The 22798-nt window shown below is 63.0% G+C and carries 19 protein-coding genes and 1 tRNA gene; 11 read left to right on the top strand and 9 right to left on the bottom strand.

From position 1 onward, the window contains the following. Positions 1-12: 12 nt before the first annotated feature. Complete coding sequence (locus ALII_RS0115260; protein WP_024588102.1) at positions 13-1041, top strand: glycosyltransferase family 2 protein; 1029 nt, start codon at positions 13-15, stop codon at positions 1039-1041. Here ALII_RS0115260 and ALII_RS0115255 read toward each other — a convergent pair. Continuing rightward, positions 1032-1967, bottom strand: coding sequence for a polysaccharide pyruvyl transferase family protein (locus ALII_RS0115255; protein WP_024588101.1), 936 nt, complete (start codon positions 1965-1967; stop codon positions 1032-1034). The two genes, ALII_RS0115260 and ALII_RS0115255, sit on opposite strands and share 10 nt — an antisense overlap. After that, positions 1964-2938, bottom strand: a complete 975-nt coding sequence (locus ALII_RS0115250) for a glycosyltransferase family 2 protein (protein WP_024588100.1) — start codon at positions 2936-2938, stop codon at positions 1964-1966. Before ALII_RS0115250 ends, ALII_RS0115255 begins: the two co-directional genes overlap by 4 nt. Before the next feature lie 122 nt (positions 2939-3060). On the opposite strand from ALII_RS0115250, the gene ALII_RS0115240 reads away from it, so the two are divergent. The 8 genes from ALII_RS0115240 to ALII_RS0115205 all read left to right on the top strand — a co-directional run bounded on the left by ALII_RS0115240 (position 3061) and on the right by ALII_RS0115205 (position 12974). Then, positions 3061-4542 (top strand): lipopolysaccharide biosynthesis protein, encoded by a 1482-nt coding sequence (locus ALII_RS0115240; RefSeq protein ID WP_024588099.1) that lies wholly within the window; start codon positions 3061-3063, stop codon positions 4540-4542. 247 nt (positions 4543-4789) lie between these two features. Next, positions 4790-5581: a glycoside hydrolase family 16 protein gene (locus tag ALII_RS0115235; protein ID WP_024588098.1), complete on the top strand. Its 792-nt coding sequence runs from the start codon at positions 4790-4792 to the stop codon at positions 5579-5581. A gap of 7 nt (positions 5582-5588) precedes the next feature. Then, the gene (locus ALII_RS0115230) at positions 5589-6746 is read left to right on the top strand and encodes a glycosyl transferase family 1 (protein ID WP_024588097.1); all 1158 of its coding nucleotides are present in this window, start codon (positions 5589-5591) and stop codon (positions 6744-6746) included. A 26-nt stretch (positions 6747-6772) separates the two neighbouring features. Beyond that, a complete protein-coding gene (locus tag ALII_RS0115225; RefSeq protein ID WP_024588096.1) occupies positions 6773-7777 on the top strand; it encodes a glycosyltransferase family 2 protein in 1005 nt (334 codons plus the stop codon). Next, positions 7774-8718: a glycosyltransferase family A protein gene (locus ALII_RS0115220; RefSeq protein WP_024588095.1), complete on the top strand. Its 945-nt coding sequence runs from the start codon at positions 7774-7776 to the stop codon at positions 8716-8718. Before ALII_RS0115225 ends, ALII_RS0115220 begins: the two co-directional genes overlap by 4 nt. Beyond that, a complete protein-coding gene (locus ALII_RS0115215) occupies positions 8708-9667 on the top strand; it encodes a glycosyltransferase family 2 protein (RefSeq protein WP_024588094.1) in 960 nt (319 codons plus the stop codon). The genes ALII_RS0115220 and ALII_RS0115215 overlap by 11 nt, the downstream gene beginning before the upstream one ends. Positions 9668-9723: 56 nt before the next feature. Continuing rightward, positions 9724-10632, top strand: a complete 909-nt coding sequence (locus tag ALII_RS0115210; protein ID WP_029660599.1) for a UTP--glucose-1-phosphate uridylyltransferase — start codon at positions 9724-9726, stop codon at positions 10630-10632. Between the two features lie 41 nt (positions 10633-10673). Beyond that, on the top strand, positions 10674-12974 hold the full coding sequence (locus tag ALII_RS0115205) for a polysaccharide biosynthesis tyrosine autokinase (protein ID WP_024588092.1): 2301 nt from the start codon (positions 10674-10676) through the stop codon (positions 12972-12974). Here the strand turns inward: ALII_RS0115205 and ALII_RS0115200 are convergent. Continuing rightward, positions 12971-13765: a metallophosphoesterase gene (locus tag ALII_RS0115200; RefSeq protein WP_029660598.1), complete on the bottom strand. Its 795-nt coding sequence runs from the start codon at positions 13763-13765 to the stop codon at positions 12971-12973. The two genes, ALII_RS0115205 and ALII_RS0115200, sit on opposite strands and share 4 nt — an antisense overlap. Before the next feature lie 73 nt (positions 13766-13838). Here ALII_RS0115200 and ALII_RS0115195 point away from each other — a divergent pair, with 73 nt between their 5' ends. Together ALII_RS0115195 and ALII_RS0115190 are read left to right on the top strand one after the other, a co-directional pair. After that, a complete protein-coding gene (locus ALII_RS0115195; protein ID WP_024588090.1) occupies positions 13839-14993 on the top strand; it encodes an acyltransferase in 1155 nt (384 codons plus the stop codon). A 25-nt stretch (positions 14994-15018) separates the two neighbouring features. Beyond that, positions 15019-15435 carry a hypothetical protein gene (locus ALII_RS0115190; RefSeq protein ID WP_024588089.1) on the top strand — a complete coding sequence of 139 codons (417 nt, stop codon included), beginning with the start codon at positions 15019-15021 and terminating at the stop codon, positions 15433-15435. A gap of 127 nt (positions 15436-15562) precedes the next feature. On the opposite strand, the gene ALII_RS22070 is transcribed toward ALII_RS0115190, so the two are convergent. The 6 genes from ALII_RS22070 to ALII_RS0115160 form a co-directional block, all read right to left on the bottom strand. After that, positions 15563-17374 carry a TniQ family protein gene (locus ALII_RS22070; RefSeq protein ID WP_024588088.1) on the bottom strand — a complete coding sequence of 604 codons (1812 nt, stop codon included), beginning with the start codon at positions 17372-17374 and terminating at the stop codon, positions 15563-15565. After that, complete coding sequence (locus ALII_RS0115180; protein ID WP_024588087.1) at positions 17367-18395, bottom strand: TniB family NTP-binding protein; 1029 nt, start codon at positions 18393-18395, stop codon at positions 17367-17369. The genes ALII_RS22070 and ALII_RS0115180 overlap by 8 nt, the downstream gene beginning before the upstream one ends. Positions 18396-18397: 2 nt before the next feature. Beyond that, positions 18398-20524, bottom strand: coding sequence for a Mu transposase C-terminal domain-containing protein (locus tag ALII_RS0115175; RefSeq protein ID WP_161632271.1), 2127 nt, complete (start codon positions 20522-20524; stop codon positions 18398-18400). 10 nt (positions 20525-20534) lie between these two features. Continuing rightward, the gene (locus tag ALII_RS0115170) at positions 20535-21341 is read right to left on the bottom strand and encodes a hypothetical protein (RefSeq protein WP_152529645.1); all 807 of its coding nucleotides are present in this window, start codon (positions 21339-21341) and stop codon (positions 20535-20537) included. 663 nt (positions 21342-22004) lie between these two features. Then, a tRNA-OTHER gene (locus ALII_RS22475) sits at positions 22005-22070 on the bottom strand. Between the two features lie 54 nt (positions 22071-22124). Then, the gene (locus ALII_RS0115160) at positions 22125-22628 is read right to left on the bottom strand and encodes a hypothetical protein (protein ID WP_152529644.1); all 504 of its coding nucleotides are present in this window, start codon (positions 22626-22628) and stop codon (positions 22125-22127) included. Positions 22629-22798: the final 170 nt, after the last annotated feature.

Below are 22798 nucleotides of genomic sequence, written 5' to 3'. Positions count from 1 at the left end.
GGTGAGCATTTGATGCCATCGCGCCCCAACGAGCCGATCGCTGCCGATGTCTGCGTCGTCATCGCTGCCATGAATGCGGCGGCCACGATCGGCCGCGCGGTTTCCTCCGCACTAAACGAGCCGCGGGTGAAGGAGATCGTGATCGTCGATGACGGATCGCGTGATGATGCGACGATTGGGGCGGCGCAGGCCGGCGACGATGACACCGGGCGGGTCAGTGTCATTCGGCTGGACGAAAATCGTGGGCCCGCTCACGCGCGCAACGTCGCGATCGCCCGTTCGAAGGCGCCTTTCCTTGCGATCCTCGATGCCGACGATTTTTTCATCGCCGGCCGCTTCGACGAAATGCTCGACGGAGAGGATTGGGATTTCGTCGCCGACAACATCGTCTTCGTCGATGAGCGCCAGGCGGGAAGCCTGCCCGAAATTCCCGCCTTCCAGGCCGAGCCGAGCTTCATCGGGTTCAAGGCGTTCGTTGACGGAAACATCTCCCGCAAGGGTGCCGAGCGGGGCGAGATCGGGTTCTTGAAACCGGTCATGCGGCGGTCCTTTCTCGACCGGCATGGCTTGCGCTACGACGAAACCCTGCGGCTGGGCGAGGATTTCGACCTCTATGCGCGCGCATTGGCGCTCGGCGCGCGTTACAAGGTGGTGCGCCATTGCGGTTATGGTGCCGTCGTGCGCGCCGGCTCGCTCAGCGGACGGCACCGGACACTGGATCTGAAGCATCTCTACGAGGCCGATCGCGGCATCCTGGCCTCGATTCGCCTCGAACCGGCCGACGAGCAGGCGTTGCGTCGTCATGAGCGCCATATCCGCGGTCGATATGAATTGCGCAACTTTTTGGATCGGAAGGGGCAGGCCGGTCCCTTGCGCGCCGGGCTCGAACTGCTCGCACGACCATCGGCCATTCCGGCGGTCGTCGGCGGCATCGCATCTGACAAATGGCAGGCAGCGCGGAGCGGCGGACCGATGCGGGGACCTGCGCAGGTCGAGCAACCGCGTTTCCTGCTGCAGGCCCGCAAGGTCTCTCAGAAGTAGTCGCGGCGGACCTCGTCGAGAACGGAAACGAGCCGGTCCTTGCGAGCCTGAAGGATAGCGCCGTCGCTCAGTCGCGGTTTGGCGCGGGCGGCGCGCCACAGCCCGAGCGCGGCCGGGCTCCCGAGCAGGTTTTTCGCCAGAGACCGCAGGCCCGTTGCCTGCGTTGTCTGCCGTTCTGCGAGCAGGAGATCGCCGCCGCGAACTGGTGCCTCCTGCTCCCTTTCCGAATAGTCGACACCCCAGAAGCGCGCTCCCTTGGTGATCGCCTCGGCGCGGGAGGAGAGCGCGATTCGGCGCGGCGCATAGGTCAACTCGAGCGAGCGCGCCCAGTCGTTCCACTTGAAGCTGTTGATGCTCGCCGATGTCGACACGGCGACCCACGGCACCCGGAATGCGTCGGCTAGAATCGCCGCATGCATGGATTCGGCGATGACCAGATCGGCGCCGGCGATCTGCCTGATCACATGCTTCGCCTCCCCGCACGGGTCGACATAGCCAATTCCGGCAAGGTCGCAAAGTTGCGGCCACAGTCCGCCAATGGTCGATTCCCAATGCGGCACGAACACCGTGCCGCCAATCTTCTCGATCGATCGGAACTCCGGCATTTCGGTCACCATCACCGCCGGGTCGATGATCCCGAGCGATGGATCGTGGCCGAGCTTTTGCGCAGTCAGCGGCCCGCGTAGCGCGCGTATGTCCCAGTCGGGACCGGACATGTCCGGCATTTCGCCATAGCCGAAACCGCTGCCGATCACGAGCTTTCGTCCGGAGGGCGGCAGCAGCTTTGCGTTGAGCACCGTGCCGACTCCGACGAGGAGGACGTCGTCGGCGACGTCGCGAAAGCCCGGCAGCAGAAAATCCCAGAGCCACAGGTTCAGATCGTCGCCGAAATTGCCGTGCGCGGATTCCCAGTAGAACGGGGTCATCGCGGGCCGGCCTTCGGCAGAAACTTGCCGGCGGCAAGTCGCATCGCGCTGGTCACGATGCGCGGGTCGCGCCAGGCCCAGCCGGCGAGCTGGCGAAATTGCGGCGTCTTGCGCTCGCGAAGCAACCGCGCCTGTCCCCATAATGCCTGCTGCCGGGCGGTTTGCTTGTAAGACGCGATCGACGCGCGATCCTGCGCATCGTGCGAAAACCGCGTCTCGAGCCTGTCGAGCGCGACCCAGGTATTGAACTGCTGTCTGAGGAAGAGTGGGGAGCCGCTGTCGACGCCGTGAAAGATGTTGACGCCTTCGCCGCGCGTCGCACCGATGGCGTCGGACAGGATGGTGCGCCGGGCAGTGCGCACGCATTCGTAGAAGAAGAGCACGTCCTCGGCCGCCAGCCGCAGGGCGGCCTCGAAGCGCGTGGAGCGGAATAGCGGCGCGCCGATCACCATCGCAGACAGGTGCATGAAGCTCCAGTTCCGGAGCATCACGCTGGCGATGTCGGGAATTTCCACGACAGGCGGATCGTCGCTGAGGCGGGTGATTTCCGTCACGTCCGCAAGCGCGGAGACGCCGAAATGGTAGTGGAAGGCCTCGCCGCCCGAAATCGACGCGAAATAACAGTCCGCCTCAAAACGTGACAGGTTTTCGACGGCGATCTTGAGATGATCGGGCGTCCATTCGTCGTCGGAATCGAGAAACGCGACATAGTCGCTGTCGGCCGAAACGGCGTCGAGGCCGGCATTTCGCGCCGCGCCCGGACCGGCATTCTTCTGGGTCACGACGCGGATGCGCCGGCGTTCCTCGGCACTGAGTACGGCGAGTTCGGGCTCGAGCGGAGAAGGCGATTCGTCGTCGACGATGATGATGTCGAAACATGTATGCGACTGCGCGAACACCGAGGCCAGTGCCCGGCGCAATATGCCCGCTTCGCGCTGGTAATAGGGAATGACCACGCTGCACTTCGTCATCTTTTCGTGCCTTTTCTGACGATGGAAGGTTCGCACGACGCAGCGATCTGGCCGCGTCTGGATGCCGATTTCACCGGACCTGCCTGACTGGTCCCACGACCAGTACGAAAGAGAAATTGCCGATGGCGCCAGTGATCTCGCTGCGAACGGTGACCAACAATGTCGGTTGGAGCATCTTCTCGAAGACCAGCACTTTCGGGCTGAAATTTGTCACGGTTCCGATCCTGGCCCGGCTTCTGAGCCCGGAGGAATTCGGCATCGTCGCCGTCGCGCAACTGGTCGTACTGTTCCTGACCATGGTCGGCGGCGCCGGTCTGGCTGCCGCATTGGTGGTCGAGCGCACCCATGACGAAACGACGGTGCATTCGGTTTTCTGGACCAATTTTGCGATGGCAATTGCCATGGCGCTGGCGCTTTTCGTGTTCGCCGAACCGCTGGCGGCGATGATGGGCGCGCCGGGGGGCGGCGGTGTGGTCCAAATCATGGCGCTGATCATCCCGATCCTGCTTTGCGGCGACGTCGCCTATGCGCTGCTCGCCCGCCGCATGGCCTTCGACAAGGATGCCTTCTGGAGCGTCCTGTCCGAATCTGCCGGGGCGCTGTGCGCCGTCGCGCTGGCGCTGGCGGGGTGGGGCATGTGGGCGCTGGTCGCTCAACTGTTCCTGTCGGCGATCCTGCGTCTCGGAGGTCTCTTCTACGCCACCGGCTACCGGCCGCGCCTCGTCTTCTCGCTTGCCCGGGTTCGCGCACTGTGGGGCTACAGCGCGGGGCTGATGGGGTCCGAAATCTTCAACTTCGTCACGTTCCAGTCGCCGCTCGTGATCGTCTCGCGCTTTCTCGGCATCGCGGAGGCGGGGGCCTATTCGGCCGCGAACCGCTTCGCGAGCATTCCGAACCAAATTGTTCTGGCGGCGCTGATGGGCGTGCTCTTCCCGACTTTCAGCCACATCGCCGACGACCGGGAACGACGCACGCGGGCGCTTTTTCTGTCGACGCAGGTCTGCAGCCTCGTCCTCGCGCCGATGATGTTCGGCATCTGGGCGATCGCGGAGCCGGGCATGTACGTGATCTTCGGCCAGCAATGGGCCTGGGCCTGGCCGGTGCTCGGCCTGCTGGCGCTGTCGAAAGGCATATTGGCGCCGTGCAGCACCTACATTCCCTATCTGAAGGGCGTCGGCAAAAGCCATGTGCTCTGGTGGGTCGCCGTCACCCGCGCCGTACTCGTCAGCGCGGCGGTGGCCTATGGTGCGATTTCGGGCGGGCTCGTCCAGGCGATGATCTGGCTTTGCATTGCGAATGCCGCAACGCTCGTCTTTTATTGCTGGACCGTGTTCCGAACCGACGACGTTCCTTTCCTGCGCAATTTTCTCGCTACCTGCCGGCCGATGGCAAGCGCCCTCGTAATGGCCGTCGCTGTTCGGGTCCTCGTCGACCGATTGCGCGAATCGGATTTCGGTCCCGTCGTCCAGATAGCGATCGGCGCCGCTGCCGGTGCCATGATCTACGCAGTGCTCATTCTCCTGACGGAACGGGCACTGCTTCGCGATTTATTCGGCATGGTCGCGAAATTCCGCAATCGGGCGCAACCCGACCCGGCATCCTGATTCACGTTACCGGACGCATGTCGCAGTGCAGCATGCGGATGCTGGATTTGGGCCGACAATGCGCGTGGCCGGCAGAGGGCGATACTAACGCGGCCTCACAATTCGTTATCCCGGCCGGCGCTGCTTTTGGGCGTGCAGCCACATTCTCATCCGGTCGCGAGGCTATTTGCATTGCAGCAAACGCTTCATCGGGAGGTTTCCGCAGCGGCCCTTGGGAGGGGGCGGCGAACGAAGAGGTAAAGGACCCATGGCTCACGAACCGACCCGGCTGCGCACCATCGCTGCTTCAACGATCATTGCCGCGCTCGCGTCAGGCACGACCATTGCCCATGCCGTCGAAGGTGGCGCCTCCTTCATCGAGGAATTCGACGATCTCACTTCCGAACGCTGGTACGTTTCCGATGGCTGGTCCAACGGCGATCATCAGAATTGCACCTGGTCGAAAGATCAGGTCGCGGTGGAAGATGGCGTCCTGCGGCTCGGCTTCGCTGCCGAGCGTTACAAGGATCGCGAGAACGTCTGCGGAGAAGTGCAGACGAATGAACGTTTCGGCTACGGCACCTACGAGGTGCGGATGAAGGCAGTGGAGGGTTCGGGTCTCAACACCGGGTTCTTCACCTATATCGGCCCCGTCCACAAACAGCCGCATGACGAGATCGATTTCGAGGTGCTCGGCAAGGACCCGTCGAAGGTGCAGGTGAACCAGTATGTCGATGGCGAGAATGTCGGCGACGAGAAACTGGTCGAAGTGACTGGCGGCGCGGCCGACGACTTCAACGACTACGCCTTCGTCTGGGAGGAAGGCCGCATCGCCTGGTACGTCAATGGCGAACTCGTCCACGAAGCGACCGATCCGGACAAGCTGCCCAGCCACGCGTCCAAGATCTATCTGAGCCTTTGGGGCTCGGACACGCTGACATCCTGGATGGGGGCGTTCGAAGCGCCCGGCGAGCCGGTGGCGGCCGAAATCGATCGCGTCGCGTTCACCGCGCCCGGCGACGAATGCCAGTTCCCCGAATCCGTCGCCTGCGCGGACTGAAACCGGCATGCTTCACGTGCTCTATCTCGTTCATGATCTGACCGATCCTGCCGTCAGCCGACGCGTGGCGATGCTTGAGGCGGGCGGAGCGCGTGTGGCCGTCGCGGGGTTCAGGCGCGACGACCGCACGGCTCCGACGCGGCTTGGCGGGTCCGTCCCGATCGATCTTGGCGTCACGCGCGATGGCAAGTTCGCCCAGCGCATCGCGGCCGTCGCCGGCGCGGCATTGGCCTTGCGCGCGCGGCTCGCCGCCGTCGATCAGCCCGACATCATCATCGCCCGGCATCTGGAAATGCTGGCCTTGGCCGACCGTGCGAAGGGGCTTTTCCCCGCTCGCCCGGCCATCGTCTACGAAAGCCTCGACATTCACCGACTGCTATTGGCCGGCAATGCGGTCGGCCGTGCCATGCGCGCCGCCGAGCGTCGTTTCGCACGAAGCGCGCAACTTCTCTTGACGAGTTCGCCGGCCTTCCTGCGCGATTATTTCGAGCCCCATGGCCAGCTCGACGCGCCGGCGCTGCTGCTTGAAAACAAGGTCCTCGATCTGAACGGACGATCCCTGGCGCCAACGCGCCCGGCCGGTGGCGAGCCATGGAAGATCGGCTGGTTCGGCGCGCTGCGTTGCGCGCGGTCGCTCGACACGCTGATCGATCTGACGCGTCGTCTCGATGGCCGTGTCGAACTCGTCCTGCGCGGTCGTCCCGCCTATGACGCCATTCCCGATTTCGACGCTCTGGTCGAAGCCGCGCCTCATGTCGCCTTCCACGGCCCCTATCGAAACCCGGACGATCTCGAGGCGATTTATGGCGAGGTTCACTTTAATTGGGCCATCGACTTCTTCGAGGAAGGCCTGAACTCCGAATGGCTCCTGCCGAACCGTCTTTATGAAGGCGGTCGCCACGGCGCGATTCCCATTGCACGCGCCGGCACCGAGACCGCCAGGTTTCTCGCAGATCGCGGCATCGGCATCGTGCTCGACACATGCTCCGCCGACGAACTGGTGCGCGTCTTCTCAAACCTTGACGCGGCCGGGTTTGCGGCTCACCGCGCACGGCTCGATGCCATCGATCCCGCAACCTGGACGGCGACGCGCAGCGACTGCGAAGCCCTCGTGTCGCGACTGTCGAGCCTTCGCCTGCAACCGGAATTGAGAGCGGCGGCATGACCTTGCAGGAACTGGCACAGCGCGTCATGACCGATGAACCCGGCACCGAATTGCCGCGCACGATGGTGGTCATCCCGTGCCTCGACGAGGCCGTCCATATCGCCGACCTCATCGCAAGATTGATGCCGTCGGCCGAGCGTCTCGACATGCCGATCCTGGTGGTGGACGGTGGCAGCAGCGACGGCACGGTGAGCCTCGTCGAAGACCTTGCAGCGCGCAACCCGCGCGTCCGGCTGATCGAAAATCCACGCCGCATTCAGAGCGCCGCAATCAACATGGCGGTCGCCGATCATGGCGAGACTTACGACTACTTCATCCGCATCGATGCCCATGGCGGCTACCCGGACGATTACTGCGACAGGCTCGTCGAGGAAGCGGTGCGTACCGGCGCAGATTCGGTCGTCGTGGCGATGAAGACGGCGGGCGAGGTGCCCTTCCAGCAGGCGACGGCGCTGGCGCAGAACTCGCCGCTGGGCAATGGTGGATCGAAGCACAGGGCGGGCGCGACGGGCCGCTGGATCGACCATGGCCACCACGCCTTGATGTCGGTTGCCGCGTTTCGCGCCATCGGCGGCTATGACGAGAGTTTCAGCCACAATGAGGACGCCGAACTCGACCACCGGCTGAACGTCGCCGGCTTCCAGATCTGGATGACCGACCGCACCTTCATGACCTATTTTCCGCGCACGACGCCGGATGCGCTTTTCAGGCAGTATTTCGCTTATGGGCGCGGGCGGGCCAGAAATGTCCTGAAGCACCGATCCGTCCCGAAGATGCGCCAGATGATCCCGCTTATGGTGGCGCCGGCCGTTGCCGGGGCGTTGCTGGCCGTCGTCAGCCTTGCCGCCATTGTGCCGGCTTTCGTCTGGATCGGGGCCTGCCTTGCCTATGGCGGCTGGCTCGCCCTGTTCCGCGGCGAGCGAAACGGGCTGTTGGCAGGCGTCTCGGCCATGATCATGCATCTCGCCTGGTCTGCCGGCTTCTGGCTTCAACTCGTCTCGCCAGGACGCAAACGATCGGGTGCCCGATGACCGAAACGTTGTGCATCGACATCGCGGTCTGCACCTACAGGCGCCCGCAGCTTGCCGACACGCTGCGCTCACTTGGCGCGCTTGTGGTTCCGGACGGTGTGACGCCCCGGTTGATCGTCGCAGACAACGACATCGGGCCGAGCGCCGAGCGCATCGTCGGCGAGATGGCTGGGCGCTTGCCGTTCCCGGTCGTCTATGTTCACTGCCCGGCGTCCAACATTTCGCTCGCCCGCAACGCCTGCCTCGACCATTCGCAGGCGGAATGGCTGGCCTTCATCGACGATGACTGCAGCGCTTCGCCGGACTGGCTGGCTGCGCTCGCCACCAAGGCGCGCCAGACGGGGGCCGACGCGGTTCTGGGCCCGGTTGCCGCGATCTATGGCGACGCGGCGCCCGCCTGGATGCGGCGCGGCGACTTTCATTCGACCAACCCGGTCTTCGTTCGCGGCAAACTGTTGACCGGCTACACCTGCAACGTCCTGATGAACGTCGCGGCTCCGTCGCTTAAGGGCCGACGGTTCGACCTGGCTCTGGGCCGTACCGGCGGCGAGGACACCGAATTCTTCACCGGCATGGTGCGCGATGGCGGGCGCCTCGCATTTGCCGAGACGGCACTCGCGAGCGAACCCGTCCCCGCCGACCGTGCGCAGTTCGGCTGGTTGGCAAAGCGGCGCTTCCGCACCGGCCAGACGCACGGACGGCTGCTCGCGAAGGCCAGCGGCGGCACGAGCGGCAAGGCCGTCGCGCTCGCCGCAGCCAAGGCTGCCTTCTGCGCCGGTGGCGCCGTCTTGACCGGGCTTCGGCCCGTCGCGCGCAATCGATACGCGCTGCGCTCGATCATGCATGGCGGCGTGGTCAGCGGTCTTCTCGGCGTGCGAGAAATCACCCTTTACGGCGACGCTTCCGCCGGCACCGAAAGGGAGCGCGACCATGCAGCCTGACGTCAGTTTCGTGATCGCGGCTTACAATGCGGAGCAGACCATCGCGCGCGCGGTCGAAAGTGCGCTTGCACAGGAAAAGGTGTCGGTCGAGATCATCGTGGTCGACGACGCGTCGGCCGATGCCACGATCGAGCGCGTTCGCGCGATCGCCGACCACCGGATCGTGCTCGTCGAAAAGCGCGTCAATGGCGGGCCAGGCGCGGCGCGCAACGCCGGCTTCGCGCTCGCCAGAGGCCGCTACCTTGCCGTGCTCGATGCGGACGATACCGTGGCGCCGGGCCGCAGCGCCCGTCTCCTTGCGCGCGCCGAAGATGCCGGAGCGCAGATCGTCCTCGACGACCTGCTCGTCATCGACGAGCGCGGCGCGCCACCTTCGTCGCGCCCGATGTTCGGCCGCGAACGCCTCGAAGCTCAGCCGACCGTGACGCTCTCCTCCTTCATCGCCGGCAATCTGATGTTCGACGCCGAGTTTTCGCTCGGCTATCTCAAGCCGGTCTTCGCGCGCGAATTCATGCGCGCGCATGCCATCGTCTATGACGAGGGGCTGAGGATCGGCGAGGACTACCTGCTCGTCGCCGACGCGCTCGCGCATGGGGCGCGCTGCGTCATCGAGCCAGAGCCCGGCTACGGGTATCACCTCGTCGACGGTTCGGTCTCGCGCGTATTGAAGCCGCAACACGTCGCGGCGATCCTTGAAGGCGACGAACGCTTCCTGTCGCGCCATGCGCTGGACGACGAGGCCAAGGCCGCCCAGGCGCGCCGCACGCGCAGTCTTCGCGAGGCGGCCACGTTTCTCGACATCGTCGCCCATCTCAAGGCGCGTTCGGCGCATCGAGCGGTGCAGGCGGCTTTTTCCGATCCGGCCGCGATCCGCCTCCTGAAGATGCCGATCATGGCCCGGCTGCGCCGCCTTGCCGGGCGGCGGTCCGCCATGGCGGCGGACGGATAGGAGTTCGAGGGCGACGAAACGGGCGGGGTGCTCAAACCGATGGAATGGAAGACCAGATGAAAAAAGTCAGAAAAGCGGTGATCCCGGTTGCGGGCCTCGGCACGCGGTTCCTGCCCGCGACGAAGGCGATGCCGAAGGAGATGCTGACCGTCGTCGACCGTCCCGTCGTGCAATACGCCGTCGACGAGGCGCGCGAGGCGGGGATCGAGCACATCGTCTTCGTCACCGGCCGCAACAAGCACGTCATCGAGGATCACTTCGATATCCAGCCCGAACTGATCGAAACGCTGACCCGGGCCAACAAGAGCGCCGAACTCGCCGCGATCGAGGCACTTCAACTCGATGCCGGCCGCGTCAGCTTCACGCGCCAGCAGGCACCGCATGGTCTCGGCCACGCGGTCTGGTGCGCGCGCGACCTGATCGGCGACGAGCCCTTCGCCCTCCTGCTGCCGGACATGGTCTCGTTCGGCGTTCGCGGATGCCTCGCGACGGCGATGCAGCTTTACCGCGAAGCAGGCGGCAACGTGCTGTCGGTCGAGCAGTGCAATCCGCTCGAGACGGCCAAATACGGCATTGTCGGCAAGGGCGGTCCCGTCGGCGCCGGTTTCGCGATCACCGAAATGGTGGAAAAGCCCGAACCGTCGCAGGCGCCGTCGAACTTTTACATCAACGGCCGCTACATCCTGCAGCCGGAAATCTTCGATCTGCTCGAAACGCAGGAGCGCGGCGCGGGCAACGAAATCCAGTTGACCGACGCCATGGCGCGCCTTGCGCGCGTCCAGCCCTTCCATGCAGCGCCCTTCAGCGGACGCATGTTCGACACCGGTTCCAAGGCAGGCTTCATCGAGGCCAATGTGGCGATGGCGCTTGCGCGTGACGACCTCCGCGATCTGGTCCTCGGACCGATCGCGGAGCTCGTCGCCTCGCATGCCGACGAAGCTTCCCGCATCAACCGCTCGGCCTGAGCCGGGCCAGAAAGCGAGACGCGCCGCAGGCGCGACCCCTTATGCACCACAGCAATACCCCCCTGGATACCCGCCGGCTGACAAGGCCGGCGGATTCCGACCAGTTCATCGATCTCGACCGCCTGCTTGCGATGGCGCGCCGACGCCTGTCCCTCGTCGCGCTTTGTGCGGTGCTGGGACTGGTGCTGGGAGGCGTGTTCCTGCTGGTGACACCGCCGACCTTCACGGCTGCGACCCGCATCCTGCTCGACGAGAACCTGACCAAGTTCACCGAGGAACGGGAAGCCCGGCCGGCGCCCAGCCAGGCCGATTCCATGGTCGCCAGCGAGGTCGAAATCCTGAAATCGGCACGGCTCGCCCGCGTGGTCGTCGAAACGCTCGACCTGCACGACAATCCCGCGTTTCTCGATCCGCCGCAGTCTCCGCAGGGCTGGCTGCGCAGTCAGGTCCGCTCGCTCGCACGCCTGCTTTCAGGCAGTGCAGGTGCCGGTGAGCCGTCGGAAGAGGCGCGCATCGGGCGTGCTTCCGCGATCCTCCAGCAGAACCTGGTTGCCGAACGCGTCGGGCGCAGCTTCGTCATCGAGGTCAAGTACAGCGCCAAGGATCGCGAGATCGCCGGATCGGTCGCGCGCGCCTATGCCGAACAATATCTGTCCGACCAGCTCGACGCGAATTTCGACGCAACGCAGCTTGCCGTCACCTGGCTCCAGGGGCGTCTCGATCAGCTGCGCACCGACTGGCTGTCCGCCTCGATGGCGGCCGAACAATTTCGTGCGGAAAACGGCCTGACGGCCGCCCGCGGCGAACTCGTTTCGGAACAGCAATTGTCCGACCTCAACAACCAGCTCGTCCTGGCGCAGGCCGAGACGGCCAATGCGCGCGCCCGCTACGATCAGTACAAGGCGATCATCGATAACGGCGAGGAGAACGCAGTCGACAACGCGATCATCCCCACGGACCTGGCGCAAGGTTCCGTCCTGACCGACCTGAAGACACGCTACCTGTCGATCACCGAGCGTGCACAGGAGATCGAGGCGCGGTTCGGCGAGGATCATTCGCAGGCCGTCGCCCTGCGCAATCAGGGCGGCGAGCTCCGCCGCCAGATTTTCCAGGAGCTGCGGCAGGTCACGGAAAGCTACCGGACCGAATTTGAGGTGGCGCGCACCCGCGAGGCTTCGCTGCGCGAAAATGTCGGAACGATGAGCGGCGAGAGTTCGGCGACCGGCCAGTCGATGGTCAAGCTGCGCGAATTGGAGCAGCAATCCTCCGCGCTCGGAAAGCTCTATGAGACGTTCCTCGCCCGCTACGAGGAGGCCTCGCAGCAGCAATCCTTCCCGATCGCCGAGGCCCGCGTGATTTCGCAGGCGAACAACCCGGTTTCGCCCTCGAGCCCCAGCAAGACGCTCGCCCTCGGTCTCTTCGCGACGCTCGGCCTGATGGCCGGGGCCGGCATCGGCGGATTGCTGGAATTCCGCGAACGCTTCCTGCGCACCGGCGACGACGTCCGCGACGGGCTCGGCCTCGATTTCCTCGGCTACCTGCCGCTGTTGGGCTCGACCCGATCGATGCGAGCCCAACCCAGCACGCCGACTGGCGAGCCGAGCGCGCTCGACCATACCGGGTCGAGCCTCTTGAGGATCGCCGTCTTTTCCCCTGCCTCGCTTTTCGCCGACACCCTGCGCAGCGCCAAGCTGGCGAGCGATGTCGTGCTGCATGACAAGCCCTCGAAGGTCATGGGCTTCGTGTCCGTTCTGCCGCGCGAGGGCAAGACGACGGCGGCCGCGAACTTTGCCGGACTGCTGGCGGCCAATGGCGCCCGCACGGTCCTGATCGACGGCGATCTGCGCAATCCGGGCTTGAGCCGCCGGCTCGGATCGCAGCCCAAGGCGGGACTGGTCGAAGCGCTCGTCGGACGCGTTGCCTGGCAGAACGCGCTTCTGGCAGACCAGAAGACAGGCCTGTCGATCCTGCCGGCGGTCCTCCGCGGGAGGCTGTCCCATACCAGCGAACTGATCTCCGGCCAGGCGATGGGCACGATGCTCGAGGAAATGCGCAGTCATTTCGACTATATCGTCATCGACCTGCCGCCGCTCGGTCCCGTGATCGACGCCCGCGCCTTCGCGCCGCTCGCCGACGGTTTCCTATTCGTCACCGAATGGGGCGGGACCCCTCGCGCGCTCGTCCGCCAGACCCTGCAGGGCGAACCGCAGATCGCCGCCAGGACGATGGGCGTCATCTTGAACAAAACGGACATGAAGCGCCTGCCCAAATACGGATCGGCGGGTGGCGCGGAGCGCTACTTCCATCGCTATGCCGCCTATTATGGCGAGCAGAGCGGTTAGTGGCGGTTCGAAAGAAAGCGCCCGCGATTTTGCCAGATGCGCAGCGCGGTCAGCCGCCCGGTCCTGAATGCGCCGGTGTCGAGATTCATCCGACGGCCGATGCGCTCGGCCGTGTCGACAGGCGTGTGGCCGTGGACGACATAGCGCGGCAGACGGTGCGACGCCTCGTGGAATGCCTTGCGGATGAAGAGCAAATCCTCGTCGCGCTGGTCCTCGAGCGCGACGCCGGGCCGGATGCCGGCATGGACGAACAGGAAATGGCCGGTGTCGATCAGGATCGGCATCGCACGCAAAAGGTCCGCGTGATGCGCCGGGACGGCTGCCCGCACCCTGGCGGCGATGCGTGCGGGATCGGAGCCCAGCGCGCGCAAATCGCCGGCTTCGATGCCGTAGGAGGCAAGCGTCGGCAACCCGCCGACCGTCAGCCAGTCGGCGAGCGCGATGCGGTCGTCGAGGAAATCGAGCATGAACCGTTCATGGTTGCCCATCAGGCAGATGCGGTCGAAGCCGGGCGGCGGCGGCCGCGACAGATGTTCCATCACGTCGCGCGAGCGCGGGCCGCGATCCACATAGTCGCCGAGCATGATGATCAGCTTTTCGCCGCCAAGCCGCGATGCGTCATCGGCGATGACCGCCTCCAGCGCCAGCAACTCGTCGAGGCAGCCATGCACGTCGCCGACGGCGTAGACGACGAACCCCTCGATATCGAGGCGAAGCCGCGCCGGACCGCGCCTTTGGCCCGTTTCGGAAGACCCGGAAGAGAACAGCTTTGGCAGCTTCCAGCCTGTCATGCCTTCAACTCGTGCCCGGACACGTCCGCTTCAGCCTGAGGCGCGGCTGGCCCATGCAAGACCGGAGAAGTCGATGTTGCAGACCCATCCTGCACCTTACGCCGTTCCACCTGTTTCGAACTCCATGTCGCAGCGTGTCGCGATCGCGCGAACGCTGTGCATCGCTTTTATGACCTTCGTCCACGTGCAGCCCGGCATAGCCGAGAACGTCTACGATCGCGAGGCCGGGTTTTTCGACATCGTCTATTTCGTCCTCACGCGGCTGATCGGCCTGAGTTCCGTCTCCCTGCTCGGCATCGTCTCGGGCTATTTCATCGTTTCCAGTCTCGTCAAGGCGGGCCCGGCCCGCGTCGTCGCCGCCAAGCTGCGCACCCTCGTCGTTCCGCTCGTTTCATGGAACGCGCTGATGCTTGCGCTGCTCGTCGCCTATGGCATGCTTTCGGACAATTGGCGCGACATGCCGCAGGCGACGCCACTCGGCATCGCCAATGCCTTTCTCGCACTGACCGAATGGCCGCTTGTCGTCCCGCTCTGGTTCCTGCGCGACCTGTTCGTCTGCTGTCTCGTGTCGCCGCTTGTGCTGATCGGCCTGCGCCGGTCGGCGCCGGCGGTGTTCGCCGTGCTGGCCGCCTATACGCTGTTCGGCACAGACTGGTATCTCATGCAGCGGCCGCAATTGCTGCTGTTCTTCGCCATCGGCATGTGGCTGCGCCTGGCCGATATCGGCGAATGGTCGCTCGACCGCGCGCTGCGACCGCTCCTGGCGGGCCTCGCCATCATGGTGGCGATCTTCCTCGCCTTGCGCATCGGGCGCGTGTCGATCGGTGAGATGAACGAGACGCTGCGCATCGTGCTGGACACGCTGCTGCGCGTGACCATGGCCGCCGGATGCTGGCTTCTGACGGACGTTCTGCGCCGCTCGCACATCGGATCGCTGTTGATTCGGTTCGAGCCGTACGCGTTCTTCCTCTTCTGCAGCCACGCGATACTGTTCAAATTCGGCGGCATCCTGTTGCGACGGGTCTTCGGCAATTACGGCTCCGATCTGTTTGCGATCTCGTTCTTCCTTCAGCCCGTCCTTGCCATCGTCGCCGCCATCATCGGCATGCAGCTCGTCAGCCGTTTCGCGCTGCCGGCATTTCTCTTCAATGCCGGCAAGGGGCCGGTGATCGCCAAGCGCGCCGGGCCTGCCCCCGATCGCAAATCGGTCGCTCCGCAGATACGATGATCTCGAAGCAAGAGGCAAAGTGCACATGAACCTGTTCAAACCCTTCCGCAGCCGGTCCGCCTCGCGTGACGAGGACACGGACAGGCAGCGCTTCGACCGGCTTTCGGCGGCGATCGCGTCGCTTCGCGAGGAAGTCGTGCAGGAACGTGACGGCTTGCGTCGCCGCTACGAGCAGCGTCGCGACGATGCAGCATTCGCATTCGACGCCTTGGACCGAAAACCTTCGAGGGCCAGACTGGCCGACGAACTCGATCGCCAGAGCGCGGCATTGCTGAACTCGGAAAAGCGCCTGAAGACGCTCGACCGGCAGCGCGATTTTCTCGACAGGTTCGACGTTCTTTTGGGCGAATTTCGCGCTGGTAAAGCGCCGACTTGTGGCGCATATCTAAGTTCGACTCACTGCAAATGTAAGCTGCTGCTTTTTCTTCAGAAATCTTCATAGATCGGTTCTCGGATCGCCAAATATCTGCATCAGGATGACTCAAAGCCAACTGCGCGGTTTGGAGCCCCACCCGCAGTCACAAAAAAAGCCCGGCAGAGCCGGGCTTAAAGACGTCCTCGATATTTGATTATGACAGATGTGCTAAGCGCGCTCGTTCATAAAACTGAGCTTTGAGCAGCTCTTTCGGAAACGCCGGTTCGACCTCGATCTGATCCAACGACTTCAGGAGCGCGGTATGATGCTTCCCAGTTTCGATCGAGAGCGTCGCCAGGCTGACGTACCGTTCCGCAAAACGCTCGACACTTTCTGGGACCAAAGCGATCCGCCGTCGGCCTTGGGTCGGCTTATTGCAGATGAAAGTCTCAATCATACCGTTGTTGATCAGCGCGTTGACCACCGTGATTCTGGTTCTGATGGTCTTTCCAGCCTGACGTTTCGTCATCCCATGATAGCGACGGGAAATCACCCGTGCGACCTCTTCGGGGTCGACGAAAATCGCCCTGTAGGCTCGCTCGGCGGGATTGATGCGGACGTTGATCAGCTGTGAGCTAAACAACATTCGCACGATGTCGTACTCATGGCACTCCGTCGTACGAGCCGCGCCTCGAATGTCCAGGAACCGATCGTCCTCGAGGCAGAGCGCGGAACCATTCGCTGTGAGCCTGCCCAGAAATACGTCAAGCCGCCTCTTCGGAAACACATGTTGGGTAAGTGGCCCATCGCCGGGCTTTACGAGCGGTTTGAGGAATTCTTCGCCAAGTAACCGGCGATCATAGCGAGGAGGCAGGTTCAAATACCTGACGGCGGCCTGCCAAGGCATCGACTCCGCGACCAACTCCAGGAATGTGTCCGAGGCTTTGGCGTCGAACAATACTCGCTCGTTATAGAATTCGCTCGACGCGTCGGAAACGAACCCGCCCTTTTCCAAAAGGCGTCGTAGGCGATTGGGGTGCGTCTTTCTCTGCTTTGCCGCCGTTCGAACGGAGTGGATCAAACGCCGACTGACTTTTCGCCCCATGCAGATATCACCTTCGCCTAGCGGCATGGTCGCTACGGAAAAATCGTACAAGATTTCACGAAGCGGGTCATAAACGGCATCGGAAGCTGTTCGCAGATAATTGTTCAGAGCAGGCCAGGCCTCCGCCGGCGTGACTGGCGGCAGATCGCGGGCATTGCGGACGCGCTCGAACAGTGCCCGGACAGCTTTCGGACCGTTGCAGGTTACACCAAACCCATGCCTTTGCGCGGCACAAACCTCCGATGTATCGAGAGACGAGACATACCGGCCGGGAAAGAGTTCGGTAGCTCCGACGAGTTCACAAACGCGTCCGGCCGCGTCGATGCGAAACAAGTCAAGCCAGTGCGCCGGATCGCGGCGACCTCGAAGACGCTCATCGACGTACGCCTCGAAGCGGCAATCGCTATCCGTTAGGTGCGCAGAAGCCGTCGCGTTGTTCGCGCTTGCGATGATGCGGGCAAAATCAAGTTCCGATACACTTGCCCGGGTGACCAATGGCGAACGGTGTACGGGACAGTTCCTGTACGAGGTCATAATCCATGCAGCACGAAGGTAAGGACGAACGGGGGGCGGCCCGGCTCCGTCGGTAGCGTCACTAGCGATGCAAAGCGGACAGAAACGTAGCCGCTTGAAATCGAGGCCTTGGACGGCGAGGGGTTCCTCTCTGAAGACGTACCGATTCCGCTCCTTCCGAATGAAAATCCGCGCTTCAATGGCGTCGGCATCGGCGCGGGTGGCTTTAGCGAGGTGCTCGATCGCCCCACGATCCCCCAGTGCCAAGGCACTGGGGCTCGCTCCGATATCGCGGCAGAACTCTCTGGGAGGCCGACCGTTCAGCATAGCGACGCGCGAGACATAGCTCATCGTCGTCTCGTCGTCGTTGAGAGATAAGGTCAGCGCCCTTGGCAGGTGATCAACCATTTCTCCTCACCCTGTTCGGTTTGCGTTCGGCACCACGTCCTTGGTCCGACAGCGCCAGTTGCAGCGAACTGCCAACGTCGATGTCCCTCCAATCGGCAGCGGTGAATACGTTTCTGTCTTCCGAGCAGCCCGTCCTGATCTTAAAGATGCGGGCGAAATGCCCGTTATCAACGGTGCCCGTTCCTTCGCGCAAAGCCTCCAAGGTCGCGTCTTGGACGATTTCAATAGCAGTGCCGTACTGCCTCTCGGCGGCGTGAATGACCTTGCGAGAAAGGGTGATAGCGTCTGCGCCGAGCGAAAGCTCGGCTTTCCGTTTGACCAATGCCGTCAGGCGCTGGGCGAACTGGGCGGCATCCGCGTCGACGTCGAGCGAGGTAAAGTTGACGATCAGACAACGGCGTTTGATCTGCGTGTCTTCCTCAATGAACGTCGCGATTTCCGGCGTTCCGGAAACGATCACAGACACCGGCCACTGCGGCCATTGAACCAAGCTCTTAATTGTGTCCCGGACCTTCTGCGCTTCCTTGACATAGCCTTTCTTCGCGACGTGCTGGAGTTCGTCGATATGGACATAACGAACTTTGCGCAGTTGGAGGCGCTCGCGAACGAGCTCCCACACGACGTACTCCTTCAAGTCCCGACGGATGGGATATCCAAGCGCTCTGAGAACCTCGATTCCAAGCTGCTTCAGCGTACACGGAGACGGAGCCTTGATTGAAATCAGTGGACTGTCAGCGTCGATGTCCTGCCAGTCCCCAAATTCCACCGTCCGCGCGAAGATGCGTTCAAGCGCGCGGGTTTTACCCGCGCCCGACGCTCCGAGAAGCGCGAGCATCCTGCCCTCCGAGAGCCGGCCTACGCATGCTTCGCCGACGGCGTCGGCCGCCCGCGCACTGTTTTCTGTCAAGCGGTACATGGCGTCTGCTAGATCTTTGTCGCGCTCGCTGCCCAGGTAGGCCTTGAAGATGTCCCGTGCGATGGTTTCGATGTCCCGCGCGCCTTCGACTTTGGTCGTCTGCATGGTCAGTCCTCCAGAAAGAAATCGGCGATGTTGGTTTCGTCGACGGTCGTTTCCGCCAGCTCTGCGTCGTCGGTTGCGACCGGCGCGGGCGCGACATCGGGGTGATCCCCATCGTACTCCTCGAAAAACGCGTCCTCGGTCGAGATGTCGGGATCGCGATGGAACTTCGAAGCGACTGAGGCGAGTTCGCGGAGCTTGTCGCTCGAATAAACAAGGGGCATCAGTTGCGCCCGCTGTCGCGCCATGTCGGCGAAAGCAGTGATGTCAGCCTTCGCTTCGTCAGCAATCGGTTTCATCTCCGCAGCGCCTTTAGCGAACGCCTGCCGCTCGGACGAGCGGCGGTTCAGCCAATCGTCCAGACTGACGCCATCGAGATCGTCGCGCTTGGCGGCAACGCGGATCCACTCCTCGTCGATCTGCACGAAAATCCGGCCGATGTCGGTCTGGTCGAACCTGATCTTGACGTCGCGCGCGCCTTCCTTCTTGTGAAGTGTGTGGACGCGATCGTGCGCGTAGATGACGCCGAAGACCTCGATCCCTTCGCGGCGCAGCCTCCGATCCATCGAAACCCCGAAGACCTGGCCGACCTTCTCGCGATCGAGCATCGGCACACCGAAGCGCTCGGTCAGCCGTTGCCAGCATGCGAAAGGCGTCTCGCCTGCCAGTCCTTCGTGCGGTGTGTGGTGGTAAACGTCGACGATATACCGCACCAGAAGCCTGTAAAGCTCTTCCGGATCGATCACGGCATTGGCTTCCGCGTCATAGTCGCCCTTCGCCACGACGTTCTCGAACGTCCTTCCGTCGAAGTTGGAGACGAACTGCCGATGAATCGTCGAGAACACCCGTTCGATACGCGCTCGCATTTCCGGCACTCCAGCCGGGCAGAACATCGCTTCGGCATGAACGTCGCTGATGGCGGCACGTGTAATGTCGGCGACATAGGCGGGTCCGGTGTCGGTTACCACCGTTGTAAATTGGCCAGACATCGGCCAAGGCGACTTACAGCCGGCCGCCAGAGCGATAGGCGACTTGTCGAGCATTGCCATCCGCATCGTCGCCAAGGCGTCGGATGCGGTGGGAGACTTCTTGATCGGATGCACGGCAAGGACGCTGCGGGTGGCACAGTCGGTCATCACCGACACCCAGATGCGCGAACGCTTCGCCGCGGCGCGTTCTTTGGGAGAGAGGTCCTTCCAACGGTCCGCCTGCTGTAGAATGGTGTGAAGCTGGACGTTCCATTCGTCCATTTCGGTGCGTTCAAGCGGCCGCATGACGGAAACACCGAGGCCGATGGCCGCAAATTTGTTGCGCGCCTTCGCCTGGCCCTCGCGGGCCGCTACGACTTGGAAAACGTTAAGCTTCGAGATTTGGCGTGACAGCGCGGTTCGTCCGGGCGTCGCTAGAGGTTCTTCACCCTTGTCGATGCGCACCATGTTCAAAAGGTCGATCTCGCGTCTGAGAACCTCGTAAAGCATCTTCTTGGTAGGTCTTCTGCTGTCGCCGTAGCTTGCCGCGACACGAACGAGCGCCGCCCTTACGTCGGGATCAAATCTGTCGACCCTGTTGCCGCTACGTCCGTACCGGTCGTGCAGAACGATCGGATCGAAGCCCGCACTCTCATACTTGCGAAGCCATCGACGCAACGTCGTGGGCTTCGGGGGGACACGAGCTTCCACTACTCCACCGCAGCGTTGGGAGGTGTCGAGACGTAGAATGTGCGCACCCGCGATCTTGGGGGCGATCTGCTCGATAGCCTTCAACATCAACGCTTCGGAGCGGGTGGATTGCCCTCGGCGTTCCAACTCGTGGAATTGGTCGCACCAGTCCTGCTTCCAGAAAATCTTTCTCTGGTGCGCTTCGGATAGGGTGGAAATTCCGATTTCGCCGGGACCGCGCCCCTCGATTTTCGACGGCGCGTAAAAGTCCGGGTGCCGCTTGAGAGCCCCGCGATCCCAGAGGCTGGCGATCTCTTCATGCGAGAAGTGGACGCAAAGATCGGGGGTCGCGAAACGACGTAGTACGTGGCCCTCCTTGTTGCTGGACACCGGGGTGTAGTCCACGCCATCGATCGAGATATTGTCGTGGATGCTAAAATGCATCCGAACCGTTTGCGGCTGATGATTGGTCATTGTCGCCTCCTTATTTGTCCTGATGATTGTTGATGCGGTGCACGCGGGTTTCGTAGGTGAGGGCTCCTCCGTTTGTGCATCCGATGACGCCGAGCCCGAAAAGTCGGGCGGCGGCATAGAAACCTTCGGATGTTGAAAGGCCGGCCGCCTGGAGGATGTCGGCCAGGGGCGCGACGCCGTGTACACTCGCTAGGAAGTGCTGTAGTTCGGCGACGACTTCGACGTTCGCGACGCGATTGGCGTGCAAAACCAGTCTGGCGTTGTCCGCCTTGATGCGAGTGATATGCCGCTCGGTGCGCAAAAGGATGCGCGCGTCGAGCGTCGCCGTCGCGCGGATGCGAGCCAACACGTCGCGGATGCCGCTCTTATCGACGTCTTTCTCGTATTTCACGGCGATTGCGTGCTTCGATCCGTCACAGAGCGTCGCGACGAAATCGAAGTAGTGCTGCCTCAACGAGCCATCGGCGGCCTTGAAGGAAATGGGACCGACTTGCTCGCGAAGCGCCGCCACCCGGGGGTCGGCGAGCAAGATGTAAGCGGCGTCCCGTTCGAGGGCGCTTTCGTAGTGAATCTCGCGATCGTCCAGTGGGCTGATGATCGTCCCACGGAACGAACCCCTCGAGCGCATCGCGATGGGCCGTCCGGCAAGCGAGACCTTCGGCGATGCGCGCAGTACAATGGGCTCCCGGCCTTCATCGCGCCGGCCATCATGGCATCGTTGCTTTCGTGGCGCGGTGCGATCGTCCTGGAAGCCATCCAGATCACCACGGAGCGACGCCTTGCCTTCGCAGTCGCGGACATCATTATCTTTTTTCATAGGACACAATCCCTCGCTGTCCGAATGAGGTCGGACGCAGCTGTCTTGATGAAGCCGCTCCGGGCCGACCTGAACGCAGGCCACGGAAGGGCGGTTTTTCGGGAAGAATGGGACCGGTAGATTGGGACGGCCGCGATGTCAGCGCACGAAGCTCGAATCCATCGTCATCGGCGGGGGCATGCGCGACAGCCGGTGCCGACAACGCACGCCGGACAAACTGACGCGAACATACTTTCGCAAGTCACGCTAAAAGCGAGCTACGAAACAAGACCGCAGATTAATTTGGAAACCGAAGTGTCGACGCGCGGCGGTTGCTGCCGCTTACCAGCCTATCGCTTACAGACGTATCGATAACGAGGCGATCATGACGGACACTCGATCGAACAAAGGCAGACAATGTCTGTACCTGTCCGGGACAACGACGTCAAGTCGGATCGGGTCAATCTGTGCAGCTATCGATCCATTTGGCGTGGGTCTGATATAGGCGGCGTTCCCCGTGCTCGTTTCCGGGCGTCTTCGACATTGCGCAGGGGCGGCGCGAAACCGCTCGAACTGCGGACGATAAGGCACGTTCTCGGCACCACCGGCAAGGTGGGGATAAGTCGTGCCGCACCTTGACGGTAGTTCGCCGACCGGCTTAACTGCATCAAGGTTCTTTTCCTAAGCGGACGACGGGAATTGAACCCGCATGCCGAGGTGCCTAACCACGGTTTTACCAGCAACGTCCGCATTTGGGAGTGGTGTCGGTTGCAGCCGATTCCGCTCCCTTTCTTTTACTTCCCGTCAGTCCATCAGTTTTTTCCTCCCTGTCTCCGTAATCGTGTAGTGACGACCGTCCCGAACCACCGAACCGCTGTTCCGGAGTCGGGTCTTGGCTTTCTCGGCCGCGGATCTCGTCCAGCCCAGCCGGGTAAGCAATTCCGTGAGGTCTCCCGAGTCGAGGGGGTTTTGCGATGCCGTCAAGGCTTCGAGAACAATGCGCCACGCAGGCTTCGCGCCCACGTCGACAGGCCGGCCTAAGACGCTTTCCTTGACCGTAGCCGATGCGTCCGACTGCGCGCGCGCCGAATTTTCGAGATTTGCGAGCAATGTATTCGAGGGGCGCTCTACAGTTTCCTCGCCCGAGGCAATGAGGCCCGCGATGAGTTCAAGCGCGCCGAGCTCCGACAGCGCTTCGTTGACGGCGGCGGTCTTCTTGTACGTTGCTTCGGCGTCAATATCGCGGAGACGCTGTTTCAAACGCTGCGCCGCTTTTATGTTTGCGTGAAGCTTGTCATCGAGTTCCAAAGCGGGCTCTCCATGCGCCATGATTCTACGTAGACCGGCCGAATCACGAAGTCGAGACTGGTCCTTCCGTTTCCATGTCGGTTCGAGCGTTGTCCACAGCTTCCCTTTCGGCATGCGGGACCAGGCGGCATCGGTCGGTCCGGGCGGACAAAGACCGTTGACGTCGATCT

It is taken from the genome of Aliihoeflea sp. 2WW (assembly GCF_000497755.1).
Taxonomy (GTDB): Bacteria; Pseudomonadota; Alphaproteobacteria; order Rhizobiales; family Rhizobiaceae; genus Aliihoeflea.
This window is presented reverse-complemented; position numbering and strand designations above follow the sequence as displayed.

Excerpts from the sequence above, each read along its gene's own strand:
- ALII_RS0115255 (WP_024588101.1), bottom strand. The coding sequence starts at position 1,967 with ATGACCCCGTTCTACTGGGAATCCGCGCACGGCAATTTCGGCGACGAT.
- ALII_RS0115235 (WP_024588098.1), top strand. The coding sequence starts at position 4,790 with ATGGCTCACGAACCGACCCGGCTGCGCACCATCGCTGCTTCAACGATC.
- ALII_RS0115195 (WP_024588090.1), top strand. The coding sequence starts at position 13,839 with ATGTTGCAGACCCATCCTGCACCTTACGCCGTTCCACCTGTTTCGAAC.
- ALII_RS0115215 (WP_024588094.1), top strand. The coding sequence starts at position 8,708 with ATGCAGCCTGACGTCAGTTTCGTGATCGCGGCTTACAATGCGGAGCAG.
- ALII_RS0115210 (WP_029660599.1), top strand. The coding sequence starts at position 9,724 with ATGAAAAAAGTCAGAAAAGCGGTGATCCCGGTTGCGGGCCTCGGCACG.
- ALII_RS22070 (WP_024588088.1), bottom strand. The coding sequence starts at position 17,374 with ATGGTTGATCACCTGCCAAGGGCGCTGACCTTATCTCTCAACGACGAC.
- ALII_RS0115200 (WP_029660598.1), bottom strand. The coding sequence starts at position 13,765 with ATGACAGGCTGGAAGCTGCCAAAGCTGTTCTCTTCCGGGTCTTCCGAA.
- ALII_RS0115175 (WP_161632271.1), bottom strand. The coding sequence starts at position 20,524 with ATGACCAATCATCAGCCGCAAACGGTTCGGATGCATTTTAGCATCCAC.
- ALII_RS0115180 (WP_024588087.1), bottom strand. The coding sequence starts at position 18,395 with ATGCAGACGACCAAAGTCGAAGGCGCGCGGGACATCGAAACCATCGCA.
- ALII_RS0115250 (WP_024588100.1), bottom strand. The coding sequence starts at position 2,938 with ATGACGAAGTGCAGCGTGGTCATTCCCTATTACCAGCGCGAAGCGGGC.
- ALII_RS0115260 (WP_024588102.1), top strand. The coding sequence starts at position 13 with ATGCCATCGCGCCCCAACGAGCCGATCGCTGCCGATGTCTGCGTCGTC.
- ALII_RS0115230 (WP_024588097.1), top strand. The coding sequence starts at position 5,589 with ATGCTTCACGTGCTCTATCTCGTTCATGATCTGACCGATCCTGCCGTC.
- ALII_RS0115170 (WP_152529645.1), bottom strand. The coding sequence starts at position 21,341 with ATGAAAAAAGATAATGATGTCCGCGACTGCGAAGGCAAGGCGTCGCTC.
- ALII_RS0115240 (WP_024588099.1), top strand. The coding sequence starts at position 3,061 with ATGGCGCCAGTGATCTCGCTGCGAACGGTGACCAACAATGTCGGTTGG.
- ALII_RS0115220 (WP_024588095.1), top strand. The coding sequence starts at position 7,774 with ATGACCGAAACGTTGTGCATCGACATCGCGGTCTGCACCTACAGGCGC.
- ALII_RS0115190 (WP_024588089.1), top strand. The coding sequence starts at position 15,019 with ATGAACCTGTTCAAACCCTTCCGCAGCCGGTCCGCCTCGCGTGACGAG.
- ALII_RS0115225 (WP_024588096.1), top strand. The coding sequence starts at position 6,773 with ATGACCGATGAACCCGGCACCGAATTGCCGCGCACGATGGTGGTCATC.
- ALII_RS0115205 (WP_024588092.1), top strand. The coding sequence starts at position 10,674 with ATGCACCACAGCAATACCCCCCTGGATACCCGCCGGCTGACAAGGCCG.